General features: G+C 68.8%; 19 protein-coding genes and 1 pseudogene. 6 read left to right on the top strand and 14 right to left on the bottom strand.

Annotated elements, in window-relative coordinates:
- Positions 1-3: 3 nt before the first annotated feature.
- The 10 genes from ACWC09_RS26685 to ACWC09_RS26730 all read right to left on the bottom strand — a co-directional run bounded on the left by ACWC09_RS26685 (position 4) and on the right by ACWC09_RS26730 (position 6,895).
- Positions 4-1,164: a hypothetical protein gene (locus tag ACWC09_RS26685; RefSeq protein WP_450853157.1), complete on the bottom strand. Its 1,161-nt coding sequence runs from the start codon at positions 1,162-1,164 to the stop codon at positions 4-6.
- A gap of 595 nt (positions 1,165-1,759) precedes the next feature.
- Positions 1,760-2,287, bottom strand: a complete 528-nt coding sequence (locus tag ACWC09_RS26690; RefSeq protein WP_450853158.1) for a hypothetical protein — start codon at positions 2,285-2,287, stop codon at positions 1,760-1,762.
- A gap of 352 nt (positions 2,288-2,639) precedes the next feature.
- Positions 2,640-3,077: a hypothetical protein gene (locus ACWC09_RS26695; protein ID WP_450853159.1), complete on the bottom strand. Its 438-nt coding sequence runs from the start codon at positions 3,075-3,077 to the stop codon at positions 2,640-2,642.
- A complete protein-coding gene (locus ACWC09_RS26700; protein WP_450853160.1) occupies positions 3,077-3,451 on the bottom strand; it encodes a helix-turn-helix domain-containing protein in 375 nt (124 codons plus the stop codon). The genes ACWC09_RS26695 and ACWC09_RS26700 overlap by 1 nt, the downstream gene beginning before the upstream one ends.
- Positions 3,448-4,080 carry a WhiB family transcriptional regulator gene (locus ACWC09_RS26705; RefSeq protein WP_450853161.1) on the bottom strand — a complete coding sequence of 211 codons (633 nt, stop codon included), beginning with the start codon at positions 4,078-4,080 and terminating at the stop codon, positions 3,448-3,450. The genes ACWC09_RS26700 and ACWC09_RS26705 overlap by 4 nt, the downstream gene beginning before the upstream one ends.
- An 86-nt stretch (positions 4,081-4,166) precedes the next feature.
- A complete protein-coding gene (locus ACWC09_RS26710) occupies positions 4,167-4,430 on the bottom strand; it encodes a hypothetical protein (protein ID WP_450853162.1) in 264 nt (87 codons plus the stop codon).
- A gap of 38 nt (positions 4,431-4,468) precedes the next feature.
- The gene (locus ACWC09_RS26715) at positions 4,469-4,759 is read right to left on the bottom strand and encodes a hypothetical protein (protein ID WP_450853164.1); all 291 of its coding nucleotides are present in this window, start codon (positions 4,757-4,759) and stop codon (positions 4,469-4,471) included.
- 111 nt (positions 4,760-4,870) lie between these two features.
- On the bottom strand, positions 4,871-5,353 hold the full coding sequence (locus ACWC09_RS26720) for a hypothetical protein (RefSeq protein ID WP_450853165.1): 483 nt from the start codon (positions 5,351-5,353) through the stop codon (positions 4,871-4,873).
- A complete protein-coding gene (locus ACWC09_RS26725) occupies positions 5,353-6,282 on the bottom strand; it encodes a Rad52/Rad22 family DNA repair protein (RefSeq protein WP_450853167.1) in 930 nt (309 codons plus the stop codon). The genes ACWC09_RS26720 and ACWC09_RS26725 overlap by 1 nt, the downstream gene beginning before the upstream one ends.
- 88 nt (positions 6,283-6,370) lie before the next feature.
- Entirely contained in the window at positions 6,371-6,895 is a 525-nt protein-coding gene (locus tag ACWC09_RS26730) for a hypothetical protein (protein ID WP_450853168.1), read from the bottom strand.
- Between the two features lie 222 nt (positions 6,896-7,117).
- Between ACWC09_RS26730 and ACWC09_RS26735 the strand changes: the two genes are divergently transcribed.
- The 5 genes from ACWC09_RS26735 (at position 7,118) to ACWC09_RS26755 (ending at position 9,804) form a co-directional block, all read left to right on the top strand.
- Positions 7,118-7,561 (top strand): WYL domain-containing protein, encoded by a 444-nt coding sequence (locus ACWC09_RS26735; protein ID WP_450853169.1) that lies wholly within the window; start codon positions 7,118-7,120, stop codon positions 7,559-7,561.
- Between the two features lie 12 nt (positions 7,562-7,573).
- A complete protein-coding gene (locus tag ACWC09_RS26740) occupies positions 7,574-7,870 on the top strand; it encodes a hypothetical protein (RefSeq protein ID WP_450853171.1) in 297 nt (98 codons plus the stop codon).
- Between the two features lie 15 nt (positions 7,871-7,885).
- Positions 7,886-8,104 (top strand): hypothetical protein, encoded by a 219-nt coding sequence (locus ACWC09_RS26745; RefSeq protein ID WP_450853172.1) that lies wholly within the window; start codon positions 7,886-7,888, stop codon positions 8,102-8,104.
- 150 nt (positions 8,105-8,254) lie between these two features.
- The gene (locus ACWC09_RS26750) at positions 8,255-8,653 is read left to right on the top strand and encodes a hypothetical protein (protein WP_450853174.1); all 399 of its coding nucleotides are present in this window, start codon (positions 8,255-8,257) and stop codon (positions 8,651-8,653) included.
- Between the two features lie 275 nt (positions 8,654-8,928).
- The gene (locus tag ACWC09_RS26755) at positions 8,929-9,804 is read left to right on the top strand and encodes a hypothetical protein (RefSeq protein WP_450853175.1); all 876 of its coding nucleotides are present in this window, start codon (positions 8,929-8,931) and stop codon (positions 9,802-9,804) included.
- Here the strand turns inward: ACWC09_RS26755 and ACWC09_RS26760 are convergent.
- From ACWC09_RS26760 to ACWC09_RS26775, 4 genes are all read right to left on the bottom strand, one after another.
- Positions 9,801-10,871, bottom strand: a complete 1,071-nt coding sequence (locus ACWC09_RS26760; protein ID WP_450853176.1) for a tyrosine-type recombinase/integrase — start codon at positions 10,869-10,871, stop codon at positions 9,801-9,803. The two genes, ACWC09_RS26755 and ACWC09_RS26760, sit on opposite strands and share 4 nt — an antisense overlap.
- Positions 10,868-11,131, bottom strand: coding sequence for a hypothetical protein (locus ACWC09_RS26765; protein WP_450853178.1), 264 nt, complete (start codon positions 11,129-11,131; stop codon positions 10,868-10,870). Before ACWC09_RS26765 ends, ACWC09_RS26760 begins: the two co-directional genes overlap by 4 nt.
- Positions 11,132-11,254: 123 nt before the next feature.
- Positions 11,255-11,497 carry a hypothetical protein gene (locus tag ACWC09_RS26770; protein WP_450853179.1) on the bottom strand — a complete coding sequence of 81 codons (243 nt, stop codon included), beginning with the start codon at positions 11,495-11,497 and terminating at the stop codon, positions 11,255-11,257.
- A 139-nt stretch (positions 11,498-11,636) separates the two neighbouring features.
- On the bottom strand, positions 11,637-11,987 hold the full coding sequence (locus ACWC09_RS26775; protein ID WP_450853180.1) for a hypothetical protein: 351 nt from the start codon (positions 11,985-11,987) through the stop codon (positions 11,637-11,639).
- Between the two features lie 446 nt (positions 11,988-12,433).
- Between ACWC09_RS26775 and ACWC09_RS26780 the strand changes: the two are divergent.
- Positions 12,434-12,755, top strand: a pseudogene (locus tag ACWC09_RS26780) (hypothetical protein); the annotation flags it as partial.

Genomic DNA, 12,755 nt, shown 5'->3' on the forward strand with positions numbered 1-12,755 from the left:
CCTTCAGAGGGTCGGGGTGAGGGCGGTGTTGGTGCCGAGGAAGGCGGCGAAGTCGGCGGCCGCGTCGGCGTCGGTGTGCTCAGGCGGGGCGGGCTGGATGAGGTCGGCCCATCCGTGGGCGACCGCCTTCTGGTGGAGGAGGGCGCGGCCTGCGTCGAGGGCGGCCTGGATGGACTGCTGCTGCGCGGTGGTGGCGCGGAAGGCGCCCTCTGCCGGGTTCTCCAGCTCGTAGCGTTCGACGGCTGCGGCGCGCTTGTGGTCGGCCTGCTGGCGGTCGGCGAGGACGGCCCGGATGTATGCGGCCGGCCGCTTGGGCCGCCAGCGCAGGCCGGTGCAGAGGCCGTTGAGGTAGGCGGCGATGCCGTACGCGTCGAGTCCGCGGTCGATGAGGGGGCGCAGGCAGTAGGCGAGCGGCCGGAGGGGTACGCGCTGCGTCCAGGTGACGAGGGGGCGGACTTGGGCGGCGATGCGAATGTCCTGAGCGACCTGGAGGGCGTGCCTGCCGCTCTTGCTGCTGCCGTTGTTGCTGTTGGACCTCTGCTGCGGGATGGATGCGTGGTCTCGGCTCGCAGTCTGCTGCGAGGTGTAGTTACTACCCCCCACCATCTTCAGCTTTCCGTCTTCCTCTACCCAGGTAAGGGAAGGGGTCCGATGGGCCGAAGAACTGGAGTTATCCACAGGCGAGTTACCGGCAGTATCCACAGGCCCTGTCAGGGGGGTCCGGCGCTGGTCGATGATGATGCGCGCCGTGTAACCCGTGCCGATGATGCGGTGGCCCATCGCCTGGTCGTAGGAGGCCGGGATGACAGCGGCGTACACGGTTGCGGTGCGCGCATACCCGGGCTGGCCCTGGGTGCGGCGGACGTTGGCCTGGGAGCCGCGTTCGGCCCAGGCGAGGGCGCCGAGCTCGCGCAGGTACTTGATGTGCTCGCAGGTCTGGGAGCGGGACAGGCCGAGCCGTTCGGCCATGGCGGTCAGGCCGTAGCGGACGTGTCCGGTGCTGTAGTCCATGCGGGCGGCGAGGTCGTCGGCGACGCGCTGCGTGGTGGCGTTCGCGCGCGGGTGGAGGCCGGCCCCGATGAGCCACGTGATGGCCTTGAGCCATTTCCGGGGTGCGGTCCAGCGGGAGGCGGTGTGTGCGACCTCCTGCGCGGCCCCGTACACGAGGGTGCTGGGTGTCGACTCGTCGACATTGCGGAGGGGTGATTTGCCCCGAGACTGCGGCGAATCGGATGCGTCAAGCTGACAAACCGGGTACGCGTCAGGCACTATGGACTCCGTTCTCGGGTGTGCTGCACGAGGGCGTGAAAAGGCCCCGCTTCGGCGGTGGTGGCTTCTGGCGAAGCAAGTCGCTCGCTCGGGTTGGCGCCCGGCGGGCCTTAGATCGGATTGGCGTCCGATCCGTGGTACGAGGGCCGCAGAGGCCCGGAAGGTGTTGGCGCACCGAACCGGGAAAGCGGCCAGGCGGTCGAGGAATCTCCCGCCGAAACTGGCTAGGTCACCTGATCTCCCTTACTGGGTGAGGTTTGTCCCTGCGCGCTGCTGGCGAGGGAAGTCTGGGCAGTGCCGCTGTGGGCCTTCAGTTCATGCTCGTCGGCTGCACGCTGCGCCTCGGGCTCGGTCTTGGCCGCGCCGTACGCGTCATCGCACTCCGTGCACCACCAGGCCCACGGCCACTTCTTAGCCTCGCGGCGGTGACGCCCACTGGTGAGGATGGCTTGCAAGGGGTTCAGGCTCGGCGCTACGCGCATGCGAGCGCTCATCGCTCACCCTCCGCCCCGTGCTCGCCGTGGATCGGGCAGTCCCGCAACGGCCCCTCGTACATCTCCGGGGAACCCGAAGCGCACAGGCACTCCGTGCCCTCAACGCCGGGGCACTGGAAGAGGACTTCCAGGCGCATGAACGTGTGCGAGGGATGCTGCTTCGTGTAGCCGCAGCGCGGCTGCTCGCCCTCCTGCTGGACGGAGACAGCCTCGTAGTGCTGGACCCAGAGCGCTTTGGTGTCCGGCGTAGACCACGCCAGGCGTGCCCCGCAGGAACAGGCGACGGACGCGCCCTGGCCGCCCTCATTGTCGGTCTGCGGCGTGTGCTCCTCCAGGACCCCCACATGGGTGGGGCACAGGTGGAGCCAGAAGCGTCCATACGATCGAAGAGACCTGACATCCAACGCGGACAGTCGGGCCCTGCCTGCCTTGGCCGACGGAAGCGGAGCGTGCGACTGGTGGGCGATGCTGTCGATCGTCGTCCAGCCGACAGGTGCTGTGTCGGTCTCGGAAAGTTCGGACACTGCGCACTGGCCTGCGTCGCACCGGAAGCGGTACGTACGCAGAACCTCGGCAGTCACGCGGCGGCGGGGATAGGAGTGACAGGGGCCGAGTGCGTCGGCGGTGTGATCTTCACGCCGGTGTCTCGGGTCCCACTGTCTGATCCGGGGTAGCCCCGGGTACTCTGAGCCATGTCGGCACCTTCATTCGCTTCGAACCGGTGTGGTGTCGTCAGCCCTCGCGTTCCGGCTTCGCAAACCGGGACCGCCACCACGGTGGCAGCGGGGGCTTCCGACTTTGTCGGAGTGCGATCGACGTCCAGCCTCGCAACTGACTGCACTTCAAACGCAAGGCTCAGCCTACCGTTTCCACTGCTCATCTGTCCTGGTCCCCTTCCCCCGTGTCGTTGGTCGGTTTGTCACACCGCACTTCACGCCCGCGTGCGCTCTCGCCGTCCGCCGGATGCGGAGCCACCAGACGACGCGACCGCCCCACCAACCGGGCCATCGCCTCGAACCCGATCGCCTCCAACTCCCCCTGCACACGCGCCATCTCATCCCGGTACAGGCGCGGCGACGCCGACCTCTGGCCCGCATGCAGTCCCACCGCCACACCCAGCTGAAAGCTCGCCTGCGTCACCTCCGGATCCGACCCGGGGAACAAGTCCTGCGGCAACTTGTCCGGGCGCCCCACCGTCTCCAGCAGCCCGTTGGCGAGCAGGCCCGCCAGGAACACCGCCGCCGACATCAGCTGGCCCGACAGCACACCGTCCGCGTACGCCACGCCGTCCTCCTGGACGGTCTCGTTATCCATCACGGCTGTTCGTCCTTCAGATGGGCCAGCAGGGCGTCGATGTGGTCACGGGCCGCCACCAGCCGACGAGTGAGCAGGGCTGCCTCGCGCTGACCGCCGGGAAGGGGCTGCACCAGGACATCGCCGCCTTCCAGCGCCTTCGAGATGAGATCGGCCGGATCGATACCGAGTGCTTGAGTGGCAGCAATGAGGGTGTGGGTCTGGATTCGCTGGGCGCCGTTCTCGATGTTGGCGACGGACGCGCGGGTGAGACCGACTGCGGTGGCGAGGTCGGATTGGCGGATGCCCCGCTCCTGACGAGCGGCGGCAATGTGGGAACCGATCGTGCGGTACAGGTTGGTGATGGCCGCAGTCGCGGCGACCAGATCCGTCATGCCGCCACCCCCAGCACGGGCGCCGACGGGAACAGGGCCGTCACGGGCGCGTGCGCCAGGACATCGTCGAACGACAGCTGCACCGGCCGCACCGGCCCACCCGGATCCGCCACCACCTCACCCGGCGACAGCAGACCGCGCGCCACCGCCGCCTCGAGCAGCTGCGCGCGCGTGGCGGTCTTCGCCAGGCCCAGCTGGGTCAGCAGCCGCGACCGCTGCCACTGCGCCGTCCGCACATCCACCCCAGCCGCCGCCGCGACCTCCTCCGGCGCCTCGTGCACGGCCAGGGCCCGCAGAACGGCGAGCTTCTGCTCCGTCTTCAGCTGCTCATCCGGCGCCGGCTCCACCACCGCGGGCTCCACCTGCCGCTCGCGCACGAACGCCTTGTGCCGCTCCAACGCCGTCATCCCACCCAGCACCCCATGCGGCACCGCCAGCCGGCCCGCAGGATTCAACGACGCCCCGTACGCCAGGCACTGGACCATCACCGGGCAGTCCACACACACCTCGACCGCGGCAGCCTCCCGGCGTACCCGGTCCGGCTGCGCTTCCCCGCCGTCCACATCCGGCGCCTCCCACGCCGTCACCGGCACCTCGAGATTCCCCGCCGCCGCCTTCGGGTCATCCACATCCGGAGCACACCCCCGATACCGATACCGGGGGTGCGTCATCAGGTTCTGTCGGGCGGTGTACGAGCCCAAACGCTTCGACTGGGTCACGAAGGTCCCCCTTCCGGGCGGTGATGAGTAGCAAGAGCCGAGTCGAGAACCTGCTCGGCCTCAGCGATGACGGCCCGCTCCTCGAGCAGGGCGTCGATACGGCGACGGAACGCCTCAAGGTCACGGGCCTGCATGCCACCCGCCAGACGCGCAGAGGCGCGCTCCGCGATCAGAGCGCGCCTCAGACGATGCAGCCGGTACAAGGCCGCACCCGCCACCAAGAAGGCGAGCACGGCCACGGCTATCAAGAGAACTGGCACGACGCTCACCTCCCTCGGTGGTGTGCCAGACGATCGGGCTACGGGTGGAACACGGTGTTGATCTGGAGGGCCTGCTCCACGGCCACCCGGGCCGCCTCACGGGCGTTGTCCTCGGCGTCCAGGTCGGCCTGCTCCGCGAGGTCCAGGACCGCCGTGTCGTACGCCTCCTGCTCCTCCGCAGGCAGCAACGCCCACCACGCCAGATCACCGGACGGCTCCGGCCCGGACGACGACGGCTCCCGGCGGATCGCCCACCACACACCGGCGCCGGCCAGGAACAACAGCAGGAGGACGGGGAGCAGGGCCCCCAGGAATCGAGCAGCAGACATGACGGAACTCCGATCGGCGACAGCCGGGATGGGGATGGATGGGTGGTGCACGGCCCACGCGAGAGGCGGGCGGAGAGAGAACCGGCCCGCGCTATGAGCGGGCCGGGTAGATCAGGCCGCGGCTACGGCCGCGAGCAGCTCAGCATCCGGCTTCCAAAGCCCGAGGGCGCCGGCGCGCGCCACAGCCCGCGTGAGGGGCTGCACGTCGGCCAGCTCCCAGTGCCACTGGTCAGGGAAGCCCCAGGGAGCGCAGCATCCATCGACAGCCTCGTGGCAGCCGACCAGCTGCGCGGTGGCGATGACCGCGGAAAGCGCCAGCGAGGTGGGCGGAGCCGGCACGATCCGGCTCGGGATGTGCTCGCGGGCGTCCCAGTAGTTCGAACGGCCACCAAGCTCATCGAAGCGGATAGCGGAGTCTCGGCTGTACTTGACGATGTTGACGGCGTCATCGACTACACGGCCGGCATGGATGAGCAGAGTGCCGCGGTAGTTGGTGCGGCGGGAGCGGTTCTCAACGGTCTTGAAGCCCTCGACGATGGCGAAGGCCCACGGCTGCTTGATGGTCAGACCGCGTACAGAGTCGGTGGTGTCCATCAGGCCGCGCCCTTCTGCTGCTGCGCCACAGCCTCCAGCACGCCCAAGAACTCACGGAACGGCATCCGGCGGCGCTCCGGCGGCGGACCATCCACCTCGTACTCCAACACCCCGTCCTTGTCCGCGTTCCCACGCACCTGGATCAGGACCAGCCGGTTGAAACGGCCCTCGATCGCCTGCAAGTACAGCTTGTCCAGGATCTCCAGCTTCGGGTCACCCGCCTGCTGCTGCCGGTGCACGTCCTCCGCGTACTGCTGGCCGTCCCCGGCGGCCGGGACCGACTCCTCCTCACCGGCATCCCGACTGCCCGCGGGCTCCGGACGGACCGGCGGGTCCTCCGGCTGCGGCACCGTCTCGGCCGCCTTCTCCCACTCGGCCGGCGGGTGCGCCATGCAGAAGCCCACCACCGGATCCGTGGACGCGCCGTTGTACAGCGACAGCCCGAACTGGTCGCCCAGGTTCGTCGCCGCCCGCTTCAACGCCTGCGACGCAGCCGTCTTCATCGCCATGTCGTGAGCATCACCGATCTTCGGCTGGTTGTACGAGTCGCCCACCGCTTCGCCGTCCCAGTGCCCGATCTCCCGGCCCTGGACGTCCTTCACGATCAGACGTACCTGCGCCCGGTAGATGACTGTCCACCGCGACTTGGCGTTCTGTCCCTGGCCGGGGATCTCGATCTCCTTGACCATGGACAGCTCGCGGTTCTCCGTGTCGTACCCGGCGAACCCGAAGACCCGCAGCAGGTACCGCTTGATGTCCCACGCCTCCATGTGGGCGTGGCCCTTGTCGTCCTTGCCGACCCGCTTGGGGTCCAGGCCGCGGTGCAGTAGTCGGAGTTGCGGTGCGGTCAGTCGGCTGACCTGGTTTGGGGTGTGCGAGGTCGGGCCCTCCGCCATCGTGCCGGCGGGGGCCTCCGTGGATACAGCCACGTGAGGTCTCTTCTCCTGTGAGGTTGTTACGTCATGCAGGGGCGGGCTGGCCCGGTTGTCGGCGTCCAGACCAGCCGGCCGCCCCCAACTACTGCTGCTTCCGAATCGGGTTCACGAAGTCCTCCGCCACCCGGTCCGCCAGATACGACGCCAGCACATGCGAAGCCAGCGGAGCCCAGTCCAACTCCCCGTCCTCCAGCAACTGCCTGCCCAGAGCATCCGCCGCCTGCCGCAGCTCCCGCGACACACGGATGTTCAGGTTCACCTTCGCCGGAGTCTGGCCCTTCGCGTACTTCTGCGGCTGCGCCGGCGTGAACGCGCCCGCCAGGAACTGCTTCAGCGCATGCTCGGCCTCCGCCTCCAGGTTCGCGCCCGCCACCGCGGCCTCCGCCTTGATGTCGTCCCGCAGCGCCTTCGGCACCTGGAACGCAAAGTTCGGGACGCCCTCATCGCGCTCCTGCCAGTTCAGGCGCTTCACGAAGTTCCCGCCCTCCGGCGTCATCACGAAGTCGATGACGGCGGCATGCTCCGGCATACCGGCCTGCTCACGCAGATGCGTGGCGGCCTCCTGAAGCAGGGTCAGGCGCTGCTGGTCGGCTCGGCTGAGCGGCACGAGGCGGGGTCCTCTCGAAGGGCGCCGCCTCGCCGTGGTTCGGTTCGGCGGGCGCGTGGGGGCGTTGGCCACGCCATCATCTCCTATCTGCCATTGCTATGTCATGGCTGGGGGGCCGGGCCGGGGTGCCTCGGTGACCACAACAGTACGCCACATCCCATTGCATAGCAATGGGTGATGCTCTACTGTGGAGACATCACCACAGCAGCGAGGGGACACCAGATGCGCATCACCAAGAACCAGACGCAGACCCGGACCCTCGCCGACCTCTACCGCGCCACCGACCACCAGCACGCCGTCACCATCACCTACCTCAAGCCCGGCGAGACCGAGCCCACCGTCCGAACCATCGAAATCCACGAACTGCGCACCGCCAGCCTCAAAGTCACCAAGAAGGGCATCACCGGCGGCGGCATCGTCATCATCGCCATGTGCCGACTCCGCGGCGAGCGCCGCGAATTCGCCCTCCCCGGGGTGATCTCGTACACCGTGCACCGCATGGGCTACGTCCTCACCATGCCGGAGAACACCACCTACGAGGCCCCCGAGCCCGCGCCGGCCGACGACGCGCAGGCCCTGTACTACTACGAGCTCGCCCGCGACAAGGACGACGCCGACTACCGTCCCCGCAAACTCATCCAGACCGACACCGACCTCGCCGCGTAGGAGACTCACCCCATGGCCCTCATCGACGACATCGAGTTCTACGGCCGCGCCGTCGACGCCGACGAGATGACCCGCCCCGACGCCACCCGCCTACTCGCCGAAGCCAGCAACGGCGGCTTCACCCTCCTCGGTGCCGAACGAGCCATCCACGACTGGAAGGACGCCCGCGCACGCATCGAGCGCCTGCACGCGGACACCGTGGACACCATGCGCGCCCTCCGGAACGGCAAGCCCGTCCCCGACCATGTACGCCGCCACGCACGCGAGGACGCCCTGCGGATGATCCGCAGCGACCGCCTCGACGACTGACCCGAGGAGAACACCATGCTGGCCATCGCCGAACGCGTACCGGGACAGGACAGCCGCGACGACACCCTCATCTGGCACAAGCCGGTCGGACGCGTCGTGGAGGAGTTCCAGGCCATCGCATGCAGCACCGAGGCCGGCATCACCCTGCCGCCCGCCAAGCAGAACGTCCCGCTCAGCCTGGACAAGCCGGGCGAGCGCTGGTGCCCCGACTGCCTCGCGCTGCCGAGGCGTTGACCCCGGGAACGCCGAAGGCCACCGCCCCGGACCGGGGTTGGTGGCCTCAACTGCAACCTCACGGGCTCATGCCCGATTAGATGGACGCCAGTCTAAGCGCCGACCTCCTCACCGATCAAGACCCTTCAACTACCAGGGAGAATCTGGCACATGAGCCACGACGACGATCACGTCCAGGAGACGTGGAACCTGATCCGTGACGCCGACGGCGACGAGGTCACCATCGACCTGTGGACCGACGGCGAGAACGTCCGTGTCGAGGGAGGCGACTTCGAGGCCTGCGACATCGGCCGCGGATACATCACCGGCACGCTGCTGCCGAAGTACGAGGCAGCCGGCTACCGCGTCGACACCACCTACGAGGTGAACGACCCCGCGCCGCACGACGAGCCCGTTGAGGACGACGACCCGGAGCCGCACGGCCGGCCCGAGAAGTGTCCCGACTGCGGCGGGAGCATCGTCTACGACCCGCGCTACGGCGACGACTACCGCGAGGGCGCGGCCTGGCTGTGCACCGCCTGCAAGTGGGGTCAGTGGCTGACCGCATGACCCGGCAGGGGGAAGCGGGGGAAGGCCGCTCAGACAAGACGCCATTCTCGGCATAGCGTGATCTCACAGTCTGACGGAGGGGCCCGGCCGAGCCCCTCTCAGACACCACCATGATCTGTCCGTGAAACCTCAGGAAGCCCCCACCACCAGGCCGCCAGGGTTCCCGACGTGGGACGGTGCACGGCACGGCGCGCGCGACCTCCCCCAGTGGGTGGGGGTCCCTGAGGTTATACGGAAACTTGATCCATAACGTGGGGTGGGCATACTGAGACCCCATGGACCCCCGCCTGCTCCTCGAGGACTGGATCGTGTCGGGCACCCTGCGCCCCGCCACCCAGATCGCCTACCGCCGCGACGTCACCTCCTGGCTCGACTGGTGCGACCACACCTGGCCGCATACCGGCCCCCACGTGGATCCGTACGCCTTCGGCATCGAACACGTCGCCCGCTGGTCCTACGACCGCTACCTGAAAGACGCCCTCGGCAACCGGCCCTTCGACGACCCGTCCGACCTGGCCTGGCTCGCCGAACACCACCCCGCCGTAGCCAAGTCCCACGACCGCCGCATCAGCGCCCTGACCGGATTCCTGGACGCCTGCCGCGACCGCGGCGCGATTCGCATCGCCCCCGACCTGACCGAGCTGCGCTCCGGACTGGACCGGGACGCCGACGCCCCCAAGCGCCTCAACCTTGAGGAACGGGACGCGTTCGTGGCCGCGGTCGGCTCCTGGGGCCCGGACAACTCCCGCAACCACCACCGCGACCGGCTCATCGCCTACCTGCTCCTGGAGGGCATCCGCCCGGGCCGCATCGTCCGCCTCGACATCCGCCACCTCTACCCGATGACCTCGAGCGCCGGCCGCCCCTACTACGAGGTGCGCGGCCCCGACGACCACGAGAACGTGGGCAAGCCGTACAGCCTGGGCATGCTGGCGTCGGCGGCGGTGCGGGCGTATCTGCCCAAGCGGCGCAAGCCCGCCGACGGCGTCCACTGCCTGATCATCGGGGAGGGCGGGCAGGGCTTGACGTCGGACTACCCCAACAAGATCGTGCAGTCGATCGTTGCCGGGTCCGTCCTCGACGGGCGTGAGCCGCCGGTGACCGCGGACGCCCTCGCCCACACCAGCCTGCGCACGGCCGCCGAGGGCTAGTCGTCTGCGGGGAGGCGTTCGGCGATGCGGGCGGCGATCCGGTAGCCGGGGCTGTTGTCGAGGCGGCCTTTCCTGCGGTCGTAGCGGCGGGTGGTGCGCGGGTCTTTGTGGTCGGCGAAGTCCTGGACGTGGTGGAGTTTGGCGTCGGGGGCGTCCAGGGCGTGGGTGACGGCGTCGTGCTTGAGGACGTGGGGGTGGAAGGTGGCGGCGTTGGGGATGCCGGCCTTCGCGGCGAGGCGGCGTACGAGGCGCCATGCGTAGGTGGGGTCGAGCGGGTTGCCGGTGCGGGTCTGGAAGAGCGGGCCGGTGGTGCGTCCTGCCAGGTAGGTGTCGATGGCGTGTCCGGTGGCTGGGGGGACGACCTTTGGTTTGCGGCGGCCGCCCTTGAGGCGGACGTTGAGGATGCGGTGGCCCTTGTCGTGGCCGAGGTCCTCGACTTGGGCGCCGAGGGCGGAGTCGAGGCGCAGGGCGACGGTGTAGATGGCGAGGAGGAGGGCGTAGGAGCGGGGCCCGTCCTCGTAGGCGGCGGCGAGGAGGAGTGCGGACTCTTCTTCGGTACTGCCTTGGGTGTCAGAGCTGTCCTGGTCGAGTTCGGGGCGGGCGACGAGGTCGAAGGGGTCGGCTCCTTCGCCGCGGGCGCGGACGGCGTATTTGTAGAAGGAGGAGCAGGCGGAGAGCAGGTTGGCGCGGGCGGCGTCGGAGCGTGGCGGGCCGGTGGGTGCTTTCTCTCCGCGGCGTCCGCCCTTGACCGGTTGCAGGGTGGGCGCGGTTTCGAGGTGGCGGGAGAACGCTTCGGCGAGGGGGAAACGGGCGTCGAGCGGGTGCGTGCCGGTGTCGCGGGCGTAGGTGTCCCACACCCGGTACTGGCGGACGTACGTACGGCGGGTGTTGACGGTCTTCTGCCGTGCGATCCACGCGCCGACCAGGCCCGGATAGGGGTCGCCGGCCGGGTAGTGGGTGGCGAGTTCGGTGGCGAAGTCGAGTGCTTCGGCGGGCCAGTCGTCGGCGGCACTGCGGGCGCGCCCGGCGAGCTGGCCGCCGCGCGCTCTGGGAACGAGCTCAGTCACGGGGCGCTCAGGGGTTCGTAGTTGCGCTGGAAGATTTCGGCATCACAGACGAAGGGCTCGTCGAAGCCGACGACCACCATCTCTCCCGGTTCGGCGGTGTAGCGGTACTTCCGTTCGTCCTGGGACAGCAGAAGCATGCCCGCCTCCACGGTGTCCATGGAGTTCCCAAGGACCTGAGCCACCTCTTCTGTGTTTGAGCCAGTCCACTCCACTGCGATGACCTGGGTTCCAGACGGCACGTGACGGTACTTGCCGAGCATCTGTCGCCTCCTTCTAGGTCGATACCAGATAACAGTAATTATCTAGTACCTGGATCACGGAGGTTCCCCCGACACCAGCTCAGCGGCCTGTTCGACACGTTCGATTCTTCGTCAGGAGCGATCCTAAGGACGGGGCGTAGATCCGATGGTGTCGCCTTGCACGCTCTCCCACGCCGAAGGGCCATACATGACTTCGATCCGGTTGTCCAAGCCGGAAGGAGGGCCCTTGAGGACGACCAGGACGCCGCCCTCGCTCGTCTTGTACGTGTACCGGCTGTCGGCCGTGTCCTCGTACCTGATGGTGCGGTCGTCGTGCGGGGCGCCCTCGGGGAGCGATGAGACGAGCATCGTCACGTGAACTGCCATGGCGCGACTCTACGTTCCCCCCGGCCCGCCAGGCGAAGAACACACGTTATGCGCGTTCCCCAGGGCGATCCTGCGCCGACAGCTCTGGGTACCGCCCATTATCCGGAGCCAGGCGCGGCGTTGCCCCCGCAGGAGTGCGTCAGCGGTCGGGGTGGGCTGCTTGGAAGTGGTCCGAGATCGCCTGCTCCACTCGGAGCCTGAAGTTGTTGCTGCGCACCTCGGCCGCCGACGTGATGACGTCCGACAGGTTCTCGCCGGTGAAGTCGGCGGGGAGCAGGAGCGTGCCCACCGGGCCGGGGTCCGTGTTCTCGTCGTGGCGCCAGCCGCATTCGAGCGGGCAGTGGAAGCGGGCCACCCCTCCTGACAGGAAGGACGGTTGTGGGACTGCCGTCACCATGGGGGGCGCCTGTTCGGCCTCGCGCTGGGCGCGCAGCAGGTCCGGCTGCGGGAGGCGCGCAAGAGCTGCGTCGAGGTCGGAGCGGTCATCCATGCGTTCAGCATGGCAGACGCGTGCTGGCCCGTTCCGCTCATGAAGCGCATGTGAGCTTATCGCGTATGACGTGCTGTCAGATTCTTCGTCAGGGGCGATCCTGCGTGCGGACCGTTCCGGGCCCCCGACCCCCGCATGACCAATCAACTTGGCATTACCAAAGCGTCTTGGTATAGTTGTCTCAACGGCAGGCACCCAGCCCGCCGGGACAACACAAGAGGGGGTTGGTATGGCTCCACGAAGCGCATGCCGTGTCTGCGGAACCCTGGTGGGCGTAGCGGTGGGCAAGAAGTGCCCGCCACACCAGGCGGTCGCCCACCGGGAGAAGTGCCCCGGTAGCGGCCAGGGCACGGTCCGTATCTAGTGGACAGGCTTCCCACCCAGAGCTAGTGGGTGGGAAGCCGCCAACCCCAACCTACCCGCCCCGACCAGCCCCGAAGGAACCCATGCGCCCCGCACGCCTCGAACGCCTCCTCGCCGACGTCATCAACCAAGATGGCCGGCTCACCGCCCAGACCTACCGGGAGGCCGGGTTCGACCGGTCCCCGTACGGCATCATCGCCACCACCCGCACCGGTGTACCCGTCAACGTGCAGATCGTCGGCCGCCTCGCGGACGGCGAGCGCCACGACCACCCCGCCCAGCCCGTCACCGGCGCCCCGCACCCGGCCCTCGACGTCCCGGACCCGGCCGAGGGCGGCACCCTGGACGTCGCCGTGTTCGAGAAGTACCTCGCCGCCCTGGCCGTGAGTGTGGCCGCCGACGAGG

The organism is Streptomyces sp. NPDC001617, assembly GCF_053596855.1.

Coding starts and splice junctions, on each gene's coding strand:
- ACWC09_RS26695 (WP_450853159.1), bottom strand. CDS start 3,077: ATGGATAACGAGACCGTCCAGGAGGACGGCGTGGCGTACGCGGACGGT.
- ACWC09_RS26700 (WP_450853160.1), bottom strand. CDS start 3,451: ATGACGGATCTGGTCGCCGCGACTGCGGCCATCACCAACCTGTACCGC.
- ACWC09_RS26715 (WP_450853164.1), bottom strand. CDS start 4,759: ATGTCTGCTGCTCGATTCCTGGGGGCCCTGCTCCCCGTCCTCCTGCTG.
- ACWC09_RS26720 (WP_450853165.1), bottom strand. CDS start 5,353: ATGGACACCACCGACTCTGTACGCGGTCTGACCATCAAGCAGCCGTGG.
- ACWC09_RS26735 (WP_450853169.1), top strand. CDS start 7,118: ATGCGCATCACCAAGAACCAGACGCAGACCCGGACCCTCGCCGACCTC.
- ACWC09_RS26740 (WP_450853171.1), top strand. CDS start 7,574: ATGGCCCTCATCGACGACATCGAGTTCTACGGCCGCGCCGTCGACGCC.
- ACWC09_RS26745 (WP_450853172.1), top strand. CDS start 7,886: ATGCTGGCCATCGCCGAACGCGTACCGGGACAGGACAGCCGCGACGAC.
- ACWC09_RS26750 (WP_450853174.1), top strand. CDS start 8,255: ATGAGCCACGACGACGATCACGTCCAGGAGACGTGGAACCTGATCCGT.
- ACWC09_RS26755 (WP_450853175.1), top strand. CDS start 8,929: ATGGACCCCCGCCTGCTCCTCGAGGACTGGATCGTGTCGGGCACCCTG.
- ACWC09_RS26765 (WP_450853178.1), bottom strand. CDS start 11,131: ATGCTCGGCAAGTACCGTCACGTGCCGTCTGGAACCCAGGTCATCGCA.
- ACWC09_RS26770 (WP_450853179.1), bottom strand. CDS start 11,497: ATGGCAGTTCACGTGACGATGCTCGTCTCATCGCTCCCCGAGGGCGCC.
- ACWC09_RS26775 (WP_450853180.1), bottom strand. CDS start 11,987: ATGGATGACCGCTCCGACCTCGACGCAGCTCTTGCGCGCCTCCCGCAG.